The sequence below is a fragment of the Lacinutrix chionoecetis genome (assembly GCF_053604665.1).
On the sequence record NZ_JBSHNQ010000067.1, the window covers coordinates 24,603 to 44,405 of the forward strand.

At 33.7% G+C, this 19,803-nt stretch carries 19 protein-coding genes; 10 read left to right on the plus strand and 9 right to left on the minus strand.

All coding sequences use genetic code 11. The annotated features are described in order from the left end of the window. Nucleotides 1-75: 75 nt before the first annotated feature. Nucleotides 76-2,571 (plus strand): DUF5686 family protein, encoded by a 2,496-nt coding sequence (locus ACVC43_RS03950; protein WP_452223270.1) that lies wholly within the window; start codon nucleotides 76-78, stop codon nucleotides 2,569-2,571. A 78-nt stretch (nucleotides 2,572-2,649) separates the two neighbouring features. On the opposite strand, the gene pruA is transcribed toward ACVC43_RS03950, so the two are convergent. From pruA to ACVC43_RS03965, 3 genes are all read right to left on the minus strand, one after another. Beyond that, nucleotides 2,650-4,278, minus strand: a complete 1,629-nt coding sequence (pruA, locus tag ACVC43_RS03955; RefSeq protein ID WP_452223271.1) for an L-glutamate gamma-semialdehyde dehydrogenase — start codon at nucleotides 4,276-4,278, stop codon at nucleotides 2,650-2,652. A 279-nt stretch (nucleotides 4,279-4,557) separates the two neighbouring features. Beyond that, complete coding sequence (gene apaG, locus ACVC43_RS03960) at nucleotides 4,558-4,944, minus strand: Co2+/Mg2+ efflux protein ApaG (RefSeq protein WP_452223272.1); 387 nt, start codon at nucleotides 4,942-4,944, stop codon at nucleotides 4,558-4,560. Between the two features lie 91 nt (nucleotides 4,945-5,035). Next, a complete protein-coding gene (locus tag ACVC43_RS03965; RefSeq protein ID WP_452223273.1) occupies nucleotides 5,036-6,286 on the minus strand; it encodes a type IX secretion system plug protein in 1,251 nt (416 codons plus the stop codon). A gap of 181 nt (nucleotides 6,287-6,467) precedes the next feature. Between ACVC43_RS03965 and ACVC43_RS03970 the strand changes: the two genes are divergently transcribed. From ACVC43_RS03970 to nqrF, 6 genes are all read left to right on the plus strand, one after another. Further along, on the plus strand, nucleotides 6,468-7,823 hold the full coding sequence (locus tag ACVC43_RS03970) for a Na(+)-translocating NADH-quinone reductase subunit A (protein ID WP_452223274.1): 1,356 nt from the start codon (nucleotides 6,468-6,470) through the stop codon (nucleotides 7,821-7,823). Nucleotides 7,824-7,921: 98 nt separating this feature from the next. Then, nucleotides 7,922-9,136, plus strand: coding sequence for an NADH:ubiquinone reductase (Na(+)-transporting) subunit B (locus ACVC43_RS03975; RefSeq protein ID WP_452223275.1), 1,215 nt, complete (start codon nucleotides 7,922-7,924; stop codon nucleotides 9,134-9,136). Nucleotides 9,137-9,138: 2 nt separating this feature from the next. Next, entirely contained in the window at nucleotides 9,139-9,948 is an 810-nt protein-coding gene (locus tag ACVC43_RS03980) for a Na(+)-translocating NADH-quinone reductase subunit C (RefSeq protein ID WP_452223276.1), read from the plus strand. A gap of 1 nt (nucleotide 9,949) precedes the next feature. Next, the gene (locus ACVC43_RS03985) at nucleotides 9,950-10,594 is read left to right on the plus strand and encodes an NADH:ubiquinone reductase (Na(+)-transporting) subunit D (protein ID WP_452223277.1); all 645 of its coding nucleotides are present in this window, start codon (nucleotides 9,950-9,952) and stop codon (nucleotides 10,592-10,594) included. A 62-nt stretch (nucleotides 10,595-10,656) separates the two neighbouring features. Then, nucleotides 10,657-11,379 carry an NADH:ubiquinone reductase (Na(+)-transporting) subunit E gene (nqrE, locus tag ACVC43_RS03990; protein WP_452223278.1) on the plus strand — a complete coding sequence of 241 codons (723 nt, stop codon included), beginning with the start codon at nucleotides 10,657-10,659 and terminating at the stop codon, nucleotides 11,377-11,379. A gap of 1 nt (nucleotide 11,380) precedes the next feature. Next, nucleotides 11,381-12,688 carry an NADH:ubiquinone reductase (Na(+)-transporting) subunit F gene (gene nqrF / locus ACVC43_RS03995; protein ID WP_452223279.1) on the plus strand — a complete coding sequence of 436 codons (1,308 nt, stop codon included), beginning with the start codon at nucleotides 11,381-11,383 and terminating at the stop codon, nucleotides 12,686-12,688. 83 nt (nucleotides 12,689-12,771) lie between these two features. On the opposite strand, the gene ACVC43_RS04000 is transcribed toward nqrF, so the two are convergent. Continuing rightward, complete coding sequence (locus tag ACVC43_RS04000; protein WP_452223280.1) at nucleotides 12,772-13,230, minus strand: Na(+)-translocating NADH-quinone reductase subunit F; 459 nt, start codon at nucleotides 13,228-13,230, stop codon at nucleotides 12,772-12,774. Between the two features lie 110 nt (nucleotides 13,231-13,340). Here ACVC43_RS04000 and ACVC43_RS04005 point away from each other — a divergent pair, with 110 nt between their 5' ends. The 3 genes from ACVC43_RS04005 to ACVC43_RS04015 all read left to right on the plus strand — a co-directional run bounded on the left by ACVC43_RS04005 (nucleotide 13,341) and on the right by ACVC43_RS04015 (nucleotide 15,735). Beyond that, nucleotides 13,341-14,213, plus strand: a complete 873-nt coding sequence (locus tag ACVC43_RS04005; protein WP_452223281.1) for a DUF4846 domain-containing protein — start codon at nucleotides 13,341-13,343, stop codon at nucleotides 14,211-14,213. Nucleotides 14,214-14,309: 96 nt separating this feature from the next. Next, a complete protein-coding gene (locus tag ACVC43_RS04010) occupies nucleotides 14,310-14,687 on the plus strand; it encodes a Na(+)-translocating NADH-quinone reductase subunit F (protein WP_452223282.1) in 378 nt (125 codons plus the stop codon). Between the two features lie 58 nt (nucleotides 14,688-14,745). After that, nucleotides 14,746-15,735 (plus strand): FAD:protein FMN transferase, encoded by a 990-nt coding sequence (locus tag ACVC43_RS04015; RefSeq protein ID WP_452223283.1) that lies wholly within the window; start codon nucleotides 14,746-14,748, stop codon nucleotides 15,733-15,735. Here ACVC43_RS04015 and ACVC43_RS04020 read toward each other — a convergent pair. The 5 genes from ACVC43_RS04020 to gpmI form a co-directional block, all read right to left on the minus strand. Continuing rightward, nucleotides 15,728-16,387, minus strand: a complete 660-nt coding sequence (locus tag ACVC43_RS04020) for a class I SAM-dependent methyltransferase (protein ID WP_452223284.1) — start codon at nucleotides 16,385-16,387, stop codon at nucleotides 15,728-15,730. The two genes, ACVC43_RS04015 and ACVC43_RS04020, sit on opposite strands and share 8 nt — an antisense overlap. Nucleotides 16,388-16,526: 139 nt before the next feature. Beyond that, a complete protein-coding gene (locus tag ACVC43_RS04025) occupies nucleotides 16,527-16,898 on the minus strand; it encodes a GxxExxY protein (protein WP_452223285.1) in 372 nt (123 codons plus the stop codon). A 73-nt stretch (nucleotides 16,899-16,971) separates the two neighbouring features. Next, complete coding sequence (gene map, locus ACVC43_RS04030) at nucleotides 16,972-17,790, minus strand: type I methionyl aminopeptidase (protein ID WP_452223286.1); 819 nt, start codon at nucleotides 17,788-17,790, stop codon at nucleotides 16,972-16,974. Between the two features lie 6 nt (nucleotides 17,791-17,796). Continuing rightward, nucleotides 17,797-18,198, minus strand: a complete 402-nt coding sequence (locus ACVC43_RS04035; protein WP_452223287.1) for a BT0820 family HAD-type phosphatase — start codon at nucleotides 18,196-18,198, stop codon at nucleotides 17,797-17,799. A 31-nt stretch (nucleotides 18,199-18,229) separates the two neighbouring features. Beyond that, nucleotides 18,230-19,747, minus strand: a complete 1,518-nt coding sequence (gene gpmI, locus ACVC43_RS04040) for a 2,3-bisphosphoglycerate-independent phosphoglycerate mutase (RefSeq protein WP_452223288.1) — start codon at nucleotides 19,745-19,747, stop codon at nucleotides 18,230-18,232. Between the last annotated feature and the right edge of the window lie 56 nt (nucleotides 19,748-19,803).

Below are 19,803 nucleotides of genomic sequence, written 5' to 3' on the forward strand. Positions count from 1 at the left end.
ATTAAAAAAAGATTTATATCAAACTTCATTAGCACAATTGTTGATGAAGTTTTTTTATATTGGGCCTCTATGAAAATGAAATATCTATTCTTGGTGCTATTCCTTGCAAGTCTGTCTGCAATAGCACAAACAAAACTGAGTGGTCATGTGTACGATGATGCCAACGATCCGGTACCCTATGTAAATATCTATTTTGAAGGTACAAGTATTGGCACCATAACCGATGAAAATGGAACCTACTATTTAGAAGACGATGAGACGCACTCAAATGTCGTGTTTTCGTTTGTAGGTTTTCAAACGCAAAATGTCCCGTTAACTCAAAAAGTAAACTACAACTTCGATATTATTTTAAAAGAAGATACTGCAACATTACAGGAAGTTGTTTTAGTAACAGGAAAACAACCTAAAAAAAACAATCCTGCTATAGATATTTTACGTAAAATATGGGAGAATAAGCGTAGTAATGGTTTAAAACAGTACAAACAATATCAATACGATAAGTACGAAAAAGTAGAGTTCGATTTAAATACCATTGATAGCGCCACTATTAAAAGTAAGCTGTTTCGTGGGATGGAGTTTGTTTTTGAGCAGGTTGATACCTCGAAAGTAACAGGTAAAACTTACTTACCAATGTTTATTAATGAGTCTTCAGCAGAAGTATATGGAGATAACATTATAAATGAAAAACGAGAAATTTTAAAAGGAAATAAAAATTCGGGTTTTAGCAATAATCAGGTTATTATAGACTTTGTCGACGATTTATATAGCGACTACGACGTTTACGATAACTATTTAAAATTTTTCGATAAGAGTTTTACAAGTCCAATATCCAGAACGGGAATACAAACCTATAATTACGTTTTGGCAGACAGTTCGTTTATAGATAATAAATGGTGTTATAATATTATTTATTACCCTCGTCGTAAAAACGAGCTTACCTTTAAAGGCGATTTTTGGGTTGCAGATACCACATTTGCGATTAAGAATATTAATATGCAGGCCTCTAAAAGTGCCAATATAAACTGGGTAAAGGAAATTTATATTGAGCAGGATTTCGAGGTTTTAAACGATTCTACTTTCCTTATAAAACGTGATTATTTTATGTCGGATTTTGCCTTTAATAAAAAGGAAAAATCTCAGGGAATTTATGGAAAACGTACAACATTGTATGATAACTATGAATTTGACAAGAAGAAAGACCCCAAATTCTATAAAGAAAAAGTGTATAGTTTTGATGAGGATCTATACAATCAAGATGATGCATTCTGGGAAGAAAACAGAATGGAAAGCTTAAGTAAGGATGAAAAAGGTGTTTACGTTATGCTCGATTCGTTAAAGAAAACAAAGAAGTTTAAAGCGCTTTATAATATTGGTAGTATACTCGCATCTGGTTACATAGAATTTGATGATGCTAATTTAGATGTTGGACCTATATTTTCGATTTTTGGCTATAACGAAGTAGAAGGTATTAGGCTTCGAGGTGGAGGAAGAACCTATTTTGGACAAAACGATTTATGGCGTTTAGAAGGGTTTTTAGCTTATGGTTTTAGAGACGATAAATTTAAATATGGAATTTCTGGAAAATGGTTAATGGATAAAAAAAGCCGATTGATTATTTCTGGTGGAAACAGGCGAGATGTCGAACAGATTGGAGTTAATTTAACCAGTTCTACAGATGTTTTAGGAAGAAGTTTAGCATCATCATCGGTTGTTGGAACAGGAACGAATGATAAATTAACTAACGTTAATCTAACCACAGCTGCATTAGAACTAGAGCCATTAAGAAATTTTGTTACACGTCTAAGCGGAACTTATAAAACATTAGAATCTGCTTCTTCAACTTTTAGTTTAGACTATTATACAGACGCCTCACAAACAAACACAAAATCTCAAGTTCAACAATACGAAACTGCCTTTTCATTATCCTATTTCCCAAAGCGTGAAATGACCGGTTTTGGAGTAGAGCGCAGAACAAAAAATGATGATTTCGCAAGGCTCTTTGCTCAGGTTACCGTTGGTGATCCTAGTATGTTTAATAGTGATTTTGATTATACTAAATTACAATTATCATATTATCAGCCATGGGCTTTAGGTGGTTTTGGTCGATTGACCACAAGTATTGAAGTTGGTAAAACCTACGGTAAAATACCTTTAGGTTTAATGAGTGTAATACCTGGAAACCAAACGTATTTTTCAATTTATAACACGTTTTCCAACCTTGATTTTTACGAATTTGTTACAGACGAATACGCTACACTCCATATGGAACATAACTTTAATGGACGATTATTTTCAAGAATACCTTTTCTTAAGAAGTATAATTTAAGAGCCATTTTAGGATTTAGAGGTGTTGTTGGTGACATTTCACAGGAGAACCGGAACATTAATGCATCAGGTTTAACTTATGTAGCTCCCTCTAAAGAAGCTTATTACGAATATAGTTTTGGTATTGGAAACATCTTTAAAATATTTAGAATAGATTTTAATTTTAGAGGTAATTATTTAGATCCAGTATTAAATCCAGAGGCAAGAAAATTTGGTGTCACTGGTAGTTTTGGGTTCTATTTTTAAGATGATAATTTTACTAAATAAAAAACCTAAAGCGAAAGCTTTAGGTTTTTTTTATTCAATATATGTAGTAAGAATATTCTATTCTCCTAAAAAAGGATATCTGTAATCTGTAGGTGTTACAAATGTTTCTTTAATCATTCTTGGTGATACCCAACGTTGTAAATTTAAAATACTACCTGCTTTATCGTTGGTTCCTGAACCACGTGCTCCACCAAAAGGTTGTTGTCCAACAACAGCGCCAGTGGGCTTATCGTTTATGTAAAAGTTACCAGCTGCATTTTTTAGAGCTTCGGTAGCTTCAATAATAGCATAACGATCTGCAGCTATAATTGCTCCTGTTAATGCGTAATCAGACGTTTCATCAACTAACTTTAAGGTTTTAGAAAAGTCTTTGTCATCAAAAACATAAATGGTTATAACTGGTCCAAATAACTCATCACACATGGTTGTGTATTTTGGGTCGTCTGTTACAATTACTGTTGGTTCTATAAAATAGCCTTTGCTTTTATCGTAACCACCACCAACAATAATTTCGGCTTTTTTGTCTTTTTTAGCTTGGTCAATGTACTTAGCTAATTTATTAAAAGAACCTTCATGGATTACTGCAGTGATAAAGTTCTCCATATCTGCAGGCGATCCCATTTTAAAAGATTTTACATCTTTTACTAATTGTGTTTTAACTTTTTTCCAGATGCTTTTAGAAATATAAGCGCGAGACGCTGCACTACATTTTTGACCTTGGAATTCGAAAGCGCCACGAGCAATTGCAGTTGCTACTTGTATTGGGTTTGCTGTTTTGTGAGCAACAATAAAATCTTTACCACCAGTTTCTCCTACAATTTTTGGGTAGGTTTTATAATTATTGATATTGTTTCCAATTTGTTTCCAAAGTGCTTTAAATACATCTGTAGAACCTGTAAAATGTAAACCAGAGAAATCCGGACTTGCCAATACAACATCAGTAATCATTTTTGGGTCGCCAAATACGACGTTTATTACTCCAGGAGGTACACCAGCTTCTTCAAATACATCCATAATGACTTTAGCAGAATAGATTTGTGAATCGCTTGGTTTCCATACCACAACATTACCCATCATTGCCATACACGATGGTAAATTTCCTGCAATTGCAGTAAAATTAAATGGAGAAACAGCGTAAACAAAACCTTCAAGAGGTCTGTATTCTAATCTGTTCCAGGCATCACTTGTGCTCTCTGGTTGTTCATGGTACATGTCTGTCATGTACTGAACGTTAAAGCGTAAAAAGTCTATTAATTCGCAAGCGGCATCAATTTCTGCTTGGTGGATGGTTTTAGATTGTGCCATCATGGTAGCTGCGTTAATTTTGGCTCTGTATGGTCCCGCAATTAATTCAGCAGCTTTTAAAAAAATACCAGCTCTATGTTCCCAAGGCATATTAGCCCATTTCTCTTTTGCTTTTAATGCAGTAGAAATGGCATCTTCTACATGCGATTTTTTTGCTAAATGGTAGTGGCCAACAATGTGATTATGGTCGTGAGGTGGAGACATTGGTTTTGTATTCCCTGTCGTTACGTCTTTACCATTTATGTACATTGGTATGTCTAAAACGCTACTATACATTTCTTGGTAAGCTTTAGAAATAGCTTCACGATGTTCGCAGCCAGGAGCATATGCTCTTACAGGCTCGTTAACAGCAATTGGTACATTAAAAAATCCTTTTCCCATTTTTATATAAGTTTTTAATTGTCTAAATTTTAAAGATGCAAAGTTACGAAATTTTTAAGGATTTTAAATTGATAGAAATGTCAAACAATTCTTAATTATGTGGTGCAATTATCTATTAACATTAACATTGAGAGCACAGAATGTATTAGTAACTGAGAGTGTAATTTTTTTGAACTGGCTTAAGTTCTATAGCAATAGATCCAACTTGAATAAATTGAAAAGCGATGAGGCAAATTAAATGAATGCGTTATTAGTAAGTTAAGAAGACAATAATTAATTCTAATTTAATGCAAAAGGAGCGCTTAACTTAAATGTAGGAATAGTGACATTAAATTGCTTGGTGGTGGTAAAGTTAATCATGCTGTAATGTCCATGCATGGCACCAAAAGGAGACGTTAACAAACAACCAGAACTATAACTGTGAGATTCGCCGGGTTTTAAAACCGGTTTTTTGCCAATAACACCTTCGCCAGAAACAATTTCAAGATTATTTAGAGCATCAAGAATTTCCCAATGTCTTGCATTGAGTTGTACAGAGTCTTTGCTCTGGTTTTCGATAGTTACTTTGTAGCCAAAGGCATAATGTATTTTATAATTTTTATAAAAAGTACCTTCAAAATTAGTTTCTACCGAAATTTTTATTCCTCTTGTTACCTGTTGAACCATTTTGTTGGGGTTTAATGCTAAAGTAATAATATTACATATAATTTGCAACGGTTGCAATCAATAAGGCTAAACTTTAACTGCTTTGAGCGAATTAGTTAGTAATATTAACAGAATTTCCTTCGCCAACACCAATTAATCTATCGTATCGCGCTCCTAAATCTCTGTAATATACCAAAACCTTGTAATTGTTTTCTGTTTGATAAAAATTACCACTAATGGCGTTTTCGTCTATAGAACCATCTTCATTTTTAATTATATATTTGTAGCTGTAGAAGCCTTGTTTTAACAGGAGTTTACCTTCGTAAGTGCTATCGTCTTCGTAATAGGTTAGTTGAGTGCTTTCGTTTACAGCATAATTATTAAAATTTCCGTAAACGTGGACAGATTGCCCTTTTTTTAATTTATTTAACTGTAATGTAAAATGTACCTGAGCATAATCGGCTTCAATGCTTGGGTTATTACTATCTAATGCTGTAATCACAAAATTACCGTTAATATCAGGATTATATGTGTATGGCTGGTTAGCGCGTTTTACATCTTTATATAAATAGCTGTTATATAAATCTTTTAATTCTATAAACTGAACACCTGTGTTTGCACCACGTAAGTCTTTATTTTCAAAATATAAATATTCATTCCCAGCATAAAAACTTGTTTCTTTAGTGTAGCGATATTGCAATTCGTTTCCTAAAATGTATTGTGGCTTGATATTTTTTATTGCAGTATTAAGATTGTTATTTTGAACAATAACAGTTTTTATGGTTTGCAACGGGTTATTAAATTGTAAAACCGAAGAGCTTATAGCAATATCTACCGATTGTTTGTCTTTTATTTCTGAAACATCCCGTGAACGCTTAATGGCCACACCTACGTTTGCCACATCTTCGTAAACCATAAATTTTCTGGTAAATTCAATTTCATCATCTTCATTGTAAATGGTTATAAGGTAATTTCCAGATTTAGTTAACCCACGTGTTTGCTCGTTTGGTATGGTTAACGTAAAGTGCGAATAGATTTGATAGGTGTTAAACGAGTTATTCCATTGTCTAATACGTTGCTCGTTAAAGCCTTGCAAATACTCAGATTCTACTAAAACAGATGGTGTCCAGTCATAATTATAATGTTTAATTTCGTAATAATAATCATCTTCATTACCATTTAAAACATCAAATTCTAAAATAAGGTATTCTCCTAATTTTAATACAGGTAATTGACTTTCTGGCGTGTCACCTTTAAAAGTTATAGTTTTAATTAACTCGGTAGGGTTAATTTCTTCAACCTGACCAAAAACCGAACTTGAAATTAATAAAAGTACAAAAAGATGTTTAACGTTAAATGCCATATTTAAAGGTTTTATGCATGTAAAGATAAACAAAATCCATGCCTATTTAAGACCATTAAAATAACTAACCAAAAATCTCTTAGTTTATTGTGAAAATTTTATTATTAATTCGTATTTTTGCACCGATTTTTTGCCCTCATAAAATCAGTTCACTAAACTATTAACAAATAGATTTATACACATGTCAAACGACATTAAGATTAAAAAAGGTCTTGATATAAAACTCCAAGGAGCTGCAGAAAAGGCTACGGAGAATGCTATAATAAGCAATTTTTATACAGTTAGACCAGAAGATTTCCATAGTGTAACACCAAAATTATTGGTAAAAGTTGGAGAAAAAGTAAAAGCTGGTCAAGCTTTGTTTTTCGATAAAGCTAACGAAAACGTAAAATTTGCTTCGCCTGTTTCTGGAGAGGTTATCGAGATAGCTCGTGGTGAAAAGCGTAGAATTCTATCGGTAAAACTTCAAGCAGATAAAGAACAAACGTATTACGATTTTGGTTCTTTAAATTTAGAAGTTGCAAAAACTGAAAAAATAAAACAGCATTTATTAGATTCAGGATGTTGGGCATTTATCAAGCAAAGACCTTACGATGTTATTGCAAATCCAGACGTAGCACCAAAAGCAATTTTTATTTCGGCTTACGCAAGTGCGCCTTTGGCAGCAGATTTAGATTATACGTTACAAGGCAAAGAAGCAGAATTGCAAAAAGCAATTTCAGCTTTAGCGCTTATTACAGATTGTAAAATTCATGTTGGTGTTAGTAAGAACGGAAATTCGCCATTTGCAGGACTAACTGGTGTAGAATTACATAAAATATCTGGTCCTCATCCAGCAGGAAATGTTGGGACTTTAATTAATAAAATCGATCCAATTAACAAAGGCGAGACAGCATGGACTATTGCTGCTCAAGATTTGGTAATTATTGGTGAATTGCTATTAACTGGTAAGTTTAATGCTGAGCGTATTGTTGCTTTAGCAGGATCTTCGGTTAAAAAACCACGTTATTTTAGAACAAAAATAGGAAGCGAGATCGCTACTATGGTTTACGATAATGGTGTAGATAAAGATGGAAACGATCGTATTATTTCTGGAAACGTATTAACTGGAAAACAAGTTAAGCCAGATGGGAGTTTAGATTATTACAGCAATGTAATAACGGTAATTCCAGAAGGTGATGATTACGAGTTTTTTGGATGGAATAAACCTATTTTTAATAAAGTATCAACTTCAAGAGCCTTGACTTTTTCATGGTTAAACCCAAAGAAGAAATACAATTTAGACACTAATACAAATGGAGAGCATCGCGCGTTTGTAACTACGGGAACATACGAAGAGGTATTTCCTTTAGATATTTATCCCTTACAGATTTTAAAAGCCTGTATGTATGAGGATTTAGATGAAATGGAAGCTTTAGGAATGTATGAAGTGGCACCAGAGGATTTCGCTTTAACGGAATTTGTTTGTGTGTCTAAGCAACCACATCAAGACATTATTAGAAAAGGATTAGACTTAATGCTTAAAGAAATCGGATAGATTGTTCATTTCGTAAATCAAACAACATAAGTTTAGATGGAAATGAAAAATAAAAATAACAATAGAGTATTTTAAACAGAAGAAATGAAAAATACACCATGGGTTTAAAAAGTAATTTACACAATTTAAAAGAAAAGTACAAAGGCACAAAAATGGCTCCTGCATTTAATGCAATCCATACCTTTTTATACTTGCCAAATGAGACGACACATAATGGAACTCATATTAAGGCAGCCGATGATTTAAAGCGTACCATGAATACCGTTATTATGGCATTGGTACCCTGTTTAATCTTTGGGATATTTAATGCAGGCTATCAGCATTACGCAGCTATAGATGCAGCAGCAGGAACTATTAGAGAAGCTTCTTTATTCGAAAATTTTCTAACTTGGGATAACTTTATTATTGGAGCCTGGACAGTGCTACCATTAGTTATTGTGTCTTATGGTGTTGGACTTATAGTCGAATTTATTTTTGCAGTAATAAAGGGCCACGAAGTAGAAGAAGGCTATTTGGTAACAGGAATGTTGGTACCATTAATTGTCCCAGTAGATATTCCATTATGGATGTTGGCAGTTGCAGTTATTTTTGGTGTGGTTATCGGTAAGGAAGTATTTGGAGGTACAGGAATGAATATTCTTAATCCTGCTTTAACAATTCGTGCATTTTTATTCTTTGCCTATCCAACTTGGATGTCTGGAGATAAAGTATGGGTACATGGAGCTACAGAATTAGCTGGAACACCAGATGCTATCTCAGGAGAAACTTTATTGGGAGCGTATGCACAGGGCGCTACTTTACCAAGCATCGATTTAATGGATATGTTCTTTGGATTTATTCCAGGCTCGGTTGGAGAAACCTCCAAACTATTAATTATTCTGGGTGCTTTATTTTTAATTTTTACTAAAGTAGGAAGCTGGAGAATTATTGTTTCAACTTTAGTTGGTGCCTTAGCAATGGGACTAATTTTTAACGGTGTTGTTGATGCAGGTTGGTTACCAGAAACAAGCAAGTTTTATGGATTAATGAGTGTGCCTTTCTGGCAACATTTAATAATAGGTAGTATTCTTTTTGGAGCAGTTTACATGGCAACAGACCCTGTAACAGCATCCCAGACAAATAAAGGTAAGTGGATTTATGGGTTTTTAATTGGGTTTATTTCAATTATGATTCGTGTGTTTAATCCAGCCTATCCAGAAGGTGTATTTTTAGCCATTTTATTAATGAATGTCTTTGCACCAACAATAGATCATTACGTGATTCAAGGCAATGTAAAACGTAGAATGAAACGTTTAAAAGTTAAAACAGCGTAACAATGGAAAATAGAACAGATAAAAATTCGTATACCATACTATTTGCTATTGCAATGGTTGTAGTAGTAGGTTCATTATTAGCCTTTACTGCATCGTCTTTAAAGCCTAATATTGAAGAAAACAGACGTATGGAAAAGCAACAGAATATACTGTACGCTTTAGGTATAAATGAAAATGAAGGCACAGGAGATATTACTTTTGTTTCAACAGATAAAGTAGCAGATGCTTTTACTACTAATATTTCAGAACAATTAGTTTTAGAGGTAAAAGATGGTAAAATTATAAATGAGATGACTGGTGAAGAGTTTAAAAACTCTACAGATGCAGATAAAGGTATCGAGCCTTATTTAATTGACGTTAAAAAACAACAAGCAAGAGTAAAAGAAGGCAAGTCGAGATACTTACCGTTATTTATAGGAGAAAGCAATGGTAAAAAATTATACGTTGCTCCTATTAGAGGAAAAGGACTTTGGGATGCAATTTGGGGCTATGTAGCGCTAGATGAAGAGATGGTTGTTCAAGGTGCATTTTTTGACCATGCTGGTGAGACTCCAGGTTTAGGAGCGAACATTAAGCAGCGTTACTTTATGGACGATTTTTATGGAGAAAAGTTACTTACAGACGCAGGTGTCTTTAAAGGTATTACCGTTGCAAAAGGTAACAATGATCCTGTAAATAATATAAAAGACGACTACGAAGTAGATGCTTTAGCCGGAGCTACTATTACAGGTGATGGTGTGTCTGCAATGATAAAGAAAGATTTAAAATTGTACATGCCGTACTTTACGAACTTAAAAAATAATAACAACTAATATGGGACTACTTTCAAAAAAAGACGCAAAGTTAATCACAGATCCATTAGCAGATAATAACCCAATAACCATTCAGGTATTAGGAATATGTTCTGCATTAGCAATTACTGCAGAGTTAAAAGCCTCTTTAGTAATGGGAGTTGCTGTGTTATTTGTATTAGGTGTTGGTAATGTTGTTATCTCATTAATGCGTAATATCATTCCTTCAAAAATTAGAATTATTGTTCAGCTAATTGTTGTAGCCGCTTTAGTTATTATTGTGGACCAGGTTCTAAAAGCTTTTGCTTACGATCTAAGTAAAACGCTGTCAGTATTTATTGGTTTAATTATTACTAACTGCATTATTATGGGACGCTTTGAAGCGTTTGCCTTAGGAAATGGCCCATGGAAATCGTTCTTAGACGGTATTGGTAACGCATTAGGTTACGCTGTAATTTTAATTATTGTCGGATTCTTTAGAGAGCTTTTAGGGTCTGGAACTTTATTTGGTATTCCTGTTTTAGGGGATCCTATCGAGAAAACCGGAGTATATTCAATTGGTTACGAAAACAACGGTTTTATGTTAATGCCGCCTATGGCGTTAATTATTGTTGGATTAATAATTTGGGTACAACGTAGTAAAAACAAAGATTTAATAGAAGACTAAAAATCAGTTTTTCAGTTTCAGTCTTTTAAGATTTAAAACCGAAAATTTAAAAATATAAAAAAATGATAGAGCATTTAGAATTATTTTTCAAGTCCATATTTATTGATAATATGGTATTTGCGGTTTTCTTAGGTATGTGTTCATACTTAGCCGTATCTAAAAAAGTAGCCACAGCAGTTGGTTTAGGAGCAGCAGTAATATTTGTATTGGCTATTACTGTACCATTAAACTGGTTATTAGATCAATATTTATTACAACCAGGTGCATTAAAATGGTTGGGAGCAGAGTTCGCAGATTACGATTTAAGTTTCCTTTCTTTTATTATGTTTATTGCCACCATTGCAACAATGGTTCAGTTAGTAGAAATTGTGGTAGAAAAATTCTCACCTTCTTTATATAACTCATTAGGTATTTTCTTACCATTAATTGCAGTAAACTGTGCTATTTTAGGTGGTTCTTTATTTATGCAATCTCGTGAAATAGAAACGTTTGGTTTAGCACTTAATTACGGCATATCTTCTGGGATAGGATGGTTTTTGGCCATTTTAGCTATTGCGGCAATTCGCGAGAAAATTAGATATAGTAACGTGCCAGCACCTTTAAGAGGATTAGGAATCACATTTATCATTACAGGTTTAATGGGAATAGGTTTTTTAAGTTTTGGAGGGATGTTAACAGGAGGAGACGAAGAAGGAGAGCCATCTACAGAACCAACAACGCAAGTTGAGACAACACAAACTGAACAAGCTAAAGAATTAGCAGAAAACACTAAAATAGTTGAGTAATATGATTTTAGCAGCAGGCACATTAGGAACAGTAATCACTACAGTAGTTTCATTTTTAATAGTTGCACTTTTTTTAGTAATTATACTATTATTTGTAAAGCAAAAATTATCACCATCTGGTCCGGTTAAGATCTTAATTAATGGTGAACGTGAAATTGAAGTAGCTTCGGGTAGTACTTTATTATCTACCTTAGGAAGTAATAAAATATTCTTACCATCTGCTTGTGGTGGTGGTGGAACTTGTATACAGTGCGAATGCCATGTATTATCTGGTGGAGGTGAAGCGCTTCCTACCGAAACACCACACTTTTCAAGAAAAGAGTTGGCACACGGAGCCCGTTTATCTTGCCAGGTAAAAGTAAAGCAAGACATGGAAATAACGATTCCAGAAGAAGTCTTCGGAATTAAAAAATGGGAAGCCACAGTTGTGCGTAACTATAACGTAGCCTCATTTATTAAGGAATTTGTTGTTGAAATTCCAGAAGATATGGGTTATAAAGCTGGTGGATATATTCAAATAGAAATTCCGGAATGTACAGTTAAGTTCGAAGACATGGACATTACTGCGCATCCAGAAGAGCATGAAACGCCAGATAAGTTTCAGGCAGAATGGGATAAATTTAAATTGTGGCCATTAGTCATGAAAAATACCGAAACAGTGGAGAGAGCTTATTCGATGGCTTCTTATCCTGCTGAAGGTCGTGAAATCATGCTAAATGTACGTATTGCAACACCACCTTTTGATCGCGCCAAAGGCGGTTGGATGGATGTTAATCCAGGTGTGGCATCTTCATACATTTTTAACCAAAAGCCAGGAGATAAAGTAACTATCTCTGGACCTTACGGTGAGTTCTTTATTAACGAAAGTGATTCTGAAATGCTTTACGTTGGTGGTGGAGCAGGAATGGCACCAATGCGTTCTCACTTATATCACTTATTTAAAACATTAAAGACAGGACGAAAAGTAACCTATTGGTATGGTGGACGTTCTAAACGTGAGTTATTCTATTTAGATCACTTTTATCAATTAGAAAAAGATTTTCCTAATTTCAAATTTTACTTAGCTTTATCTGAACCTTTACCAGAAGATAATTGGCAAGTAAAAGAGAATATAGATGCTCCAGGAGATGGTTTCGTCGGTTTTGTACACAATTGCGTTATCGATAATTATTTAAATCATCATGAGTCACCAGAAGATATAGAATTATACTTCTGTGGACCACCATTAATGAATCAAGCCGTTCAAAAAATGGGTGAGGATTTTGGTATTCCAGACGAGCATATTAGGTTTGATGACTTTGGAGGATAGGTCTTTAATTAGCATATTTAACTAATAAATAAAAAAACCAGAACGTTTAAGTTCTGGTTTTTTTATCAGCAATATTTTTCGCATTAGTAGATGGAATGTAAACTATATTTAGGTTTGTCGTTTTCAAATTCAAATAATTTAGAATAATTCATTACATCTGGAATGTTGTCTAATTGGCATAGAAACTCAACCGCTTTAGTTAACCCGTTAAACAAAACCGATTTATCTTTAGGGTTTTCCGGCTTCTTATTCTTTCCGTCAAGCGGAAGCACATAGCCACATCCTTTTAAAAAATGAGCTTCAATTTGAAGTAATTCTAAAGGTGTGTAACCATTAATTCTTCGGTTAAAATTCTGATTGACTAAGCCAACATAATTAAGTTTAACAGACCCGTGATAATCGGTTAAGTGTTGCCATGATTCGTTATTATCACAAATATTTCCAACAGCACATTGTGTGCAACGTTCTGGGTGTAATTCGTTATTGTGGAAAGCGCTGTATAACTTACTTAAAGCTAATTCTAAACGTTGTGGGAGTTTCATAACAAGAATTTTTTATTCAATATACAAAATTTTTAATTTCGGTTAAAATAATAATTCTTCAAAATTGGTGTTTAATTAGTTGAACTTCAATCCGTTTTTTGTCATTTACTATGAAAAAAATCACCTTCTTCCTCTTGTTTCTTATTGTAATAACAGCGCTTGCTGTACAATTTAAACCTGTCAAGGAAACGGTTAATTATGTTGCAAATTCGGTTACTTCAACAAAACATTTAATTAATAAAGATAGTTTAACCATAAGTTCGAGAGTAAAAGTACCTGTAGGTTATACACGTGTAAATTATCCAAAAGGTAGTTTTCAAGAGTGCCTTAGAAATTATAAGCTACAACCCTTTGGTAGTAAAATTATTAATTATGATGATTCTGAATATTTCTGGCAGGGTGGACATATAGGTATATTAGAAATTCCAGTACCTGCAAATGGGCTGCAACAATGCGCAGATGCTCTAATTAGAATTAGAAGCGAATATCTCTGGAATAACAATAGAAAAGATGAAATAGGCTTTAATTTTACATCTGGACACTATTGCTCATGGAAACAATATGCCGAAGGTTACAGACCTAAAATTAATGGCAATAAAGTGTCTTTTAATAAAACAGCTTCTGCCAATAACAGCAGAGAAAATTTTTACAAGTACCTAAATTTACTCTATATGTATTCTGGAACGCTATCCATGTATAATGAGTTAGAGTCCATAAAAGATGAAAAAGAATTACAGATAGGAGATATGCTTATAAAAGGAGGATCTCCAGGTCATGTTGCTATTATTTGCGATGAGGTTATTAATAATGAAGGCGAGAAATTATTCTTGCTTTTTCAAGGTAATACTCCAGCGCAAAGTGTGCATTTGGTAAAAAATCTTGAGGATAATTCTATCTCTCCTTGGTATAATTTAAAAATGAATAGTGTAATACCAGTCTCTAACTATACGTTTTACGATTCTAAATTTGCAAGATTCAAGTAGCATTTAATCGTTAACAAGTTTAAAACAGATAATGCTCCTGCAAAGTTTTTGTACTTTTGTTTTAAACTAATAGATTACCACTTTCGTAGATATAATATGAGGAAAGCTTTAAGTAAACAAGAACTACACAACCTTGCCATGAACCATGTTGGTAAAGATTTAGAAACACGTGGTTTCGAATTTATAGCTATTAACAGCAAATTAAAAAAACATCCACAATTTGTATGTATGGATGCAAACAAGCAATACTTTTTCGTTATTGTGAGAGCAGTAATATTACCAGATAATGCTAATAATTATGATGTGGTCTGGATGGAATCGTTTAAAGAGCATGCGCGCGAACACGACGCCAAAGTATTGTATGCAGGTGTTGGATTAGGAAACCCAAACGGCGAAAATTTACCCATTTATTTAAATGAAGAATATCTTATTGAATATAATGGCATTCAGGTTTTAGAAACGAATTTAAATTAATACCCCTTAAAAGTGCTTATCAAGTATGTCTTAATGGTAAGATGTTAAACTATAAACTATGAAAAACATCATATTATTTTTATTAATAATAACTATTGTTTCCTGTAAACAAGAGCCTAAAAACACCAAGTTATCGGGTTCTGTGTTTGGTACTTTTTACGATATTACATATAGTTCATCTAAAAATGAAAGCTACCAGAAACAAATAGATAGTATCTTTTCAATTATCAATAAATCGATGTCAAACTATCAAGTGGATAGTGATATTTCAAAATTAAATAAACATCAGTTGGATATAGTCGATGATCATTTTGTAAACGTATTTATTGCTTCAAAAGAAATATACAAAGCAACCAATGGCGTTTTCGACCCAACTATTGGAACATTAGTTAATGCATGGAATTTTGGTTCGGAAGAAAATAAAACAAAATTAGATAGTATAAAAGTAGATAGCTTAATGCAATTTGTGGGTTTCGAGCGTCTTTTAATAAACACCAACACCAACACTATAATAAAATCTCACCCAAGACCATATATAGACTTTAATGCTATTGCCAAAGGCTATGCTGTAGATGTTGTAAGTATGTATTTAGAAAATAATAACATTACCGATTATATGGTAAACATTGGTGGCGAATTGCGAACAAAAGGCATCAATGTCGAAAAACAAAACGGTTGGACCGTTGGTATAGAAAATCCAAATTTTGATGGATCACAAAGCTATGACAAAGTTTTTGAACTTAAAGACAAAGCAATGGCAACCTCTGGAACCTACAGGAAATTTAAGTTAGATGAAAACGGTAAGCGTTATGCACATATTATCGATACCAAGACTGGTTATCCTGCGAAAACCAATATTTTAAGTGTGTCTGTAATTGCAGAAACATGTATGATGGCAGATGGTTACGCTACTGCAATTCAGGCCATGGGCATTGAAAAGGCAAAACAACTGCTTGCGCGTCATCAGGAATTACAAGCGTATTTAATTTTTGAAAATGAAAAACAAGCATTAGAAACCTTAGTACTTAATAATTTTCCTGTTAAATAGGTTTATAAACCACAGGAATTATCTCGCCGTTAGCCAGGCAATATCTTTTAATATCCTCGTTTGAAAGTGTTGCAGTATAATCAACTTCTTTTACAGTAAAACCTACGCTCCTAAGTTTATCAAAATAGTCGCGACCATAAATACGCACGTGATCGTATTGACCAAATATTTTAGCACGTTCTTTTTTATTTGTTATAGTGTTATCCTCAAAAGTTTCTGCTCTATTTAAATCTTGCGGAATTTGCAATATACCATATCCACCAGGTTTCAAAACACGATATAATTCCTGCATTGCTTTAGTATCGTCTGGGATATGTTCTAAAACATGATTACATAAAACAATGTCGTAGCTGTTATCTTTAAAAGGAAGATTACAAATATCTGCTTTAACGTCTGCTATTGGAGAGAGTAAATCTGTAGTGGTATAATCTAGGTTTTTTAGTTTTCTAAACCGTTTTAAAAAACATTGTTCGGGTGCAAAATGAAGGACTTTCTTATCAGCTGAAAAAAAATCGGTTTCATTTTTTAAATATAACCACAATAATCTGTGGCGTTCTAAACTTAAAGTAGAAGGCGAGAGCACATTATTTCTCTGTTTGCCGTAACCGTAAGGCAAAAAGCTTCTAAATCCTCTACCATCTATTGGGTCCATATATTTTGAACCATATAATGATACCGCTAACATTGGTCTAACAACATAGCTAAGCCTAATAAGTATGGGCCTTGGAATAATATTTAGAAATAATTTGAAGAGTTTTTTTAACACGAATTTCACTAATTTACACGAATTCTTACAAGACGATTCTTTTATATGTTAAACTGTCATCTCCAAAGTTTATATGCAGTCCAAGTTTTAGTTTAGAGACAGCTAAATAATTTAATGTTTGCTTTGTGTGTGCAGTTGTTAAGCAGCTTATTGCTTTTAACTCAAGAATTATTTTTTCATCGATAATAAAATTTGCTTTATATTTATGAGCGAGTAGATTACCTTTGTACATTATACCATATTTCTGCTCTCTTGAATAGGAAATATTATTATCCATCAACTCAATCTCTAAAGCATCAGCATAAACGTCATTAAAGCCTTTGCCCAGTTGATTATGAACCTCCATGCAAATGCCTGTAATTTTGTAAGCATCTTCTTTGTAAATAAGGTTCGACATAAATTTAAGTTTTCTAATTAAAATAAGAGAGTTTAAGTGAGTAAATTAGTGCTAATTAGTGAAATTCGCGTCTTTAAAGAACAAGTGCCTTTTGTCTAAACTCATCTTCCTCGTTAGAAACAATTCCTAAAGCCTCATAGATGTAAGCAAAAGTGGATAAAATTTCAGGCTTTCCATCTAAAATAGCAACATCATGTTCAAAATGTGCACTTGGTTTGCCATCTTGAGTTGTAATAGTCCAACCATCTCTATGTTGTTTAATACGCTGTGTGCCCATATTAATCATCGGTTCTATAGCTACTACCATACCTTCAACAAACTTTTTGCCACGACCACGTTTTCCATAGTTTGGCATTTCTGGATCTTCATGCATTACACGGCCTAAACCATGCCCAACCAATTCTCTAACAACACCATAACCATGATCCTCACAATATTTCTGGATAGCATAACCAACATCGCCAACTCTGTTTCCTAGTTTTAATTCTTTAATACCAACATACAGTGATTCTTTAGTAACTTGTAGTAATTTTTCCGTCTCAGGAGCTATTGCACCAACAGCAAAAGTATAGGCATGATCGCCATAAAAGCCGTGTTTTATAGCACCACAATCTATAGAAATTATATCGCCTTCTACCAAAGGTGTATTGTTAGGTATACCGTGTACTACTTGCGAATTAGGACTCATGCATAATGTGTTAGGAAAGTCGTACAATCCTAAAAAACCAGGTACAGCGCCATGATCGCGAATACATGTTTCTGCAATTTTATCTAATTCCAGCGTTGTAACACCTGGCTTAACAGCTTTAGCAACTTCGCCTAAAGTTTTAGACACTACCAATGCAGCTTCACGCATTAACTCTATTTCTTCTCTTGTTTTTACTACAATCATAATATCTTAGAATCTGAAAAATCCTTTTTTCTTTTTTTGTTTTACTTGAGGCATTTCATTTGTAAGCATTTGGTAGATTTCTCCCCAACCAAGAATACCACCAATGTTTCTATCGTCTATAAATAAATCTGCATGGATTTTTCGGCTTGCATTATCAAGGTTGATTTCCTCAGGGAAACTTCGGTTTACTGCATAAAATTCAATACCATTGGTTTTGCAATACGTAACAGCTTCGTCTAGTCTTTTTCCATTTCTATAGGTCCAAAGTATTAATCTGTGCCCATCTGCTTGTAAGCGTTTTAAAGTGTCGAAAGCAAAAAGGCGCTCCTCTCCAATGCCTGGATAAGCATCTTCAACAATAGTACCGTCGAAATCTACGGCAATTATAAGTCCTTTAGAAATATTCATTTAAATTGTAATTGATTGCAAAAATACAAATTTAAATCAAAGCGTCTTGCGTCATTACCATAGGTTTCTCTACACCCATTAATTTTAAAATTGTTGGTGCAATATCCCCTAAAACGCCGTTTTTTATAGTTTTTAAATCTTTATCAATTAAAATTATTGGTACAGGATTCGTAGTGTGTGCAGTATTTGGTGAGCCATCAGGATTCATCATGGTTTCACAGTTGCCATGGTCTGCTATTAAAAGTGTTGTATAATTATGCTCAACAGCTGTAGATACTACCTTGTTAACACAAGCATCAACCGCTTCGCAAGCCTTTATTGCAGCATCCATAGAGCCTGTATGTCCTACCATATCGCCATTGGCAAAGTTTAGACAAACAAAATCAACGTTTTCCTGTTGCAATTCTGGTAATAAAGCTTCTGTTAATTCAAAAGCACTCATTTCCGGTTGCAAATCGTAAGTAGCTACTTTTGGAGAGTTTTTAAGTATTCGAGATTCACCTATAAATGGCTCTTCTCTGCCGCCAGAAAAGAAAAACGTAACGTGTGGATATTTTTCAGTTTCGGCAATTCTAATCTGCGTTTTATTATTTTTTTCTAACACCTCACCAAGTGTTTCAGTAATATTATCTTTATTAAAAACAACGTGTAAATCTTTAAAATTCTCGTCGTAATTTGTCATAGTGACATAATATAAATTCAATTTTTTCATATTGAATTCTGGAAAATCCTGTTGCGTTAATGCATTGGTAAGTTGTCTTCCTCTATCTGTTCTAAAGTTGAAAAATATAATGACGTCATCATCTTTTATAGTTGCTATTGGAAGTCCATAACCATCCGTTTTAATTATGGGTTTAATAAACTCATCTGTAACATCATTATTATAATTTTCCTGAATGCTTTCTTGAAGATTTCGGGATAATTCTCCTTTTCCATGTACTAAAGCATCGTAAGCCAATTTTACGCGCTCCCAACGGTTGTCGCGATCCATGGCAAAATAACGGCCAGTAACAGAGGCGATTTTAGTATGTTTATTCAGATTAAAATTTTCTATTTCGGCAATAAATGCTTTTCCAGAATGTGGGTCGACATCTCGGCCATCTGTAAAGGCATGAACGTAAGATTTTTTAATGCCAAAATTTTCTGCTGCCTCTATTAATCCTTTTAAATGATTGATGTGTGAATGCACGCCACCATCGCTAACTAAGCCTAAAAAATGTACTGATTTATCATTTTTTTTTGCATACTGAAATGCATTTTCTAAAACCGGTTCTTTTGAAAGCGAATTATTATCAACCGATAGATTTATTTTTGCTAAATCTTGATAAACAATACGTCCAGCGCCTAAATTCATGTGTCCAACTTCGCTGTTGCCCATTTGTCCTTCTGGCAAACCAACATTTAAACCATCTGTCCTCAATTGAGCATGTGGATATTTGGTATATAAACTGTCTATAAACGGAGTTCGGGCATTATCTATTGCAGAAACTTTTGGGTCTGGGCTTTTTCCCCAACCATCAAGAATCATCAGGATGACTTTCTTATTCATTTTAATGTGTTTTTATATAACAAATATAAAACTAAAAGTCCTGCATTTGCAGGACT

Bases quoted from the DNA above. Each gene is read 5' to 3' on its own strand.
- ACVC43_RS03950 (WP_452223270.1), top strand. From the start codon at position 76: ATGAAATATCTATTCTTGGTGCTATTCCTTGCAAGTCTGTCTGCAATA.
- pruA (WP_452223271.1), bottom strand. From the start codon at position 4,278: ATGGGAAAAGGATTTTTTAATGTACCAATTGCTGTTAACGAGCCTGTA.
- apaG (WP_452223272.1), bottom strand. From the start codon at position 4,944: ATGGTTCAACAGGTAACAAGAGGAATAAAAATTTCGGTAGAAACTAAT.
- ACVC43_RS03965 (WP_452223273.1), bottom strand. From the start codon at position 6,286: ATGGCATTTAACGTTAAACATCTTTTTGTACTTTTATTAATTTCAAGT.
- ACVC43_RS03970 (WP_452223274.1), top strand. From the start codon at position 6,468: ATGTCAAACGACATTAAGATTAAAAAAGGTCTTGATATAAAACTCCAA.
- ACVC43_RS03975 (WP_452223275.1), top strand. From the start codon at position 7,922: ATGGGTTTAAAAAGTAATTTACACAATTTAAAAGAAAAGTACAAAGGC.
- ACVC43_RS03980 (WP_452223276.1), top strand. From the start codon at position 9,139: ATGGAAAATAGAACAGATAAAAATTCGTATACCATACTATTTGCTATT.
- ACVC43_RS03985 (WP_452223277.1), top strand. From the start codon at position 9,950: ATGGGACTACTTTCAAAAAAAGACGCAAAGTTAATCACAGATCCATTA.
- nqrE (WP_452223278.1), top strand. From the start codon at position 10,657: ATGATAGAGCATTTAGAATTATTTTTCAAGTCCATATTTATTGATAAT.
- nqrF (WP_452223279.1), top strand. From the start codon at position 11,381: ATGATTTTAGCAGCAGGCACATTAGGAACAGTAATCACTACAGTAGTT.
- ACVC43_RS04000 (WP_452223280.1), bottom strand. From the start codon at position 13,230: ATGAAACTCCCACAACGTTTAGAATTAGCTTTAAGTAAGTTATACAGC.
- ACVC43_RS04005 (WP_452223281.1), top strand. From the start codon at position 13,341: ATGAAAAAAATCACCTTCTTCCTCTTGTTTCTTATTGTAATAACAGCG.
- ACVC43_RS04010 (WP_452223282.1), top strand. From the start codon at position 14,310: ATGAGGAAAGCTTTAAGTAAACAAGAACTACACAACCTTGCCATGAAC.
- ACVC43_RS04015 (WP_452223283.1), top strand. From the start codon at position 14,746: ATGAAAAACATCATATTATTTTTATTAATAATAACTATTGTTTCCTGT.
- ACVC43_RS04020 (WP_452223284.1), bottom strand. From the start codon at position 16,387: ATGGACCCAATAGATGGTAGAGGATTTAGAAGCTTTTTGCCTTACGGT.
- ACVC43_RS04025 (WP_452223285.1), bottom strand. From the start codon at position 16,898: ATGTCGAACCTTATTTACAAAGAAGATGCTTACAAAATTACAGGCATT.
- map (WP_452223286.1), bottom strand. From the start codon at position 17,790: ATGATTGTAGTAAAAACAAGAGAAGAAATAGAGTTAATGCGTGAAGCT.
- ACVC43_RS04035 (WP_452223287.1), bottom strand. From the start codon at position 18,198: ATGAATATTTCTAAAGGACTTATAATTGCCGTAGATTTCGACGGTACT.
- gpmI (WP_452223288.1), bottom strand. From the start codon at position 19,747: ATGAATAAGAAAGTCATCCTGATGATTCTTGATGGTTGGGGAAAAAGC.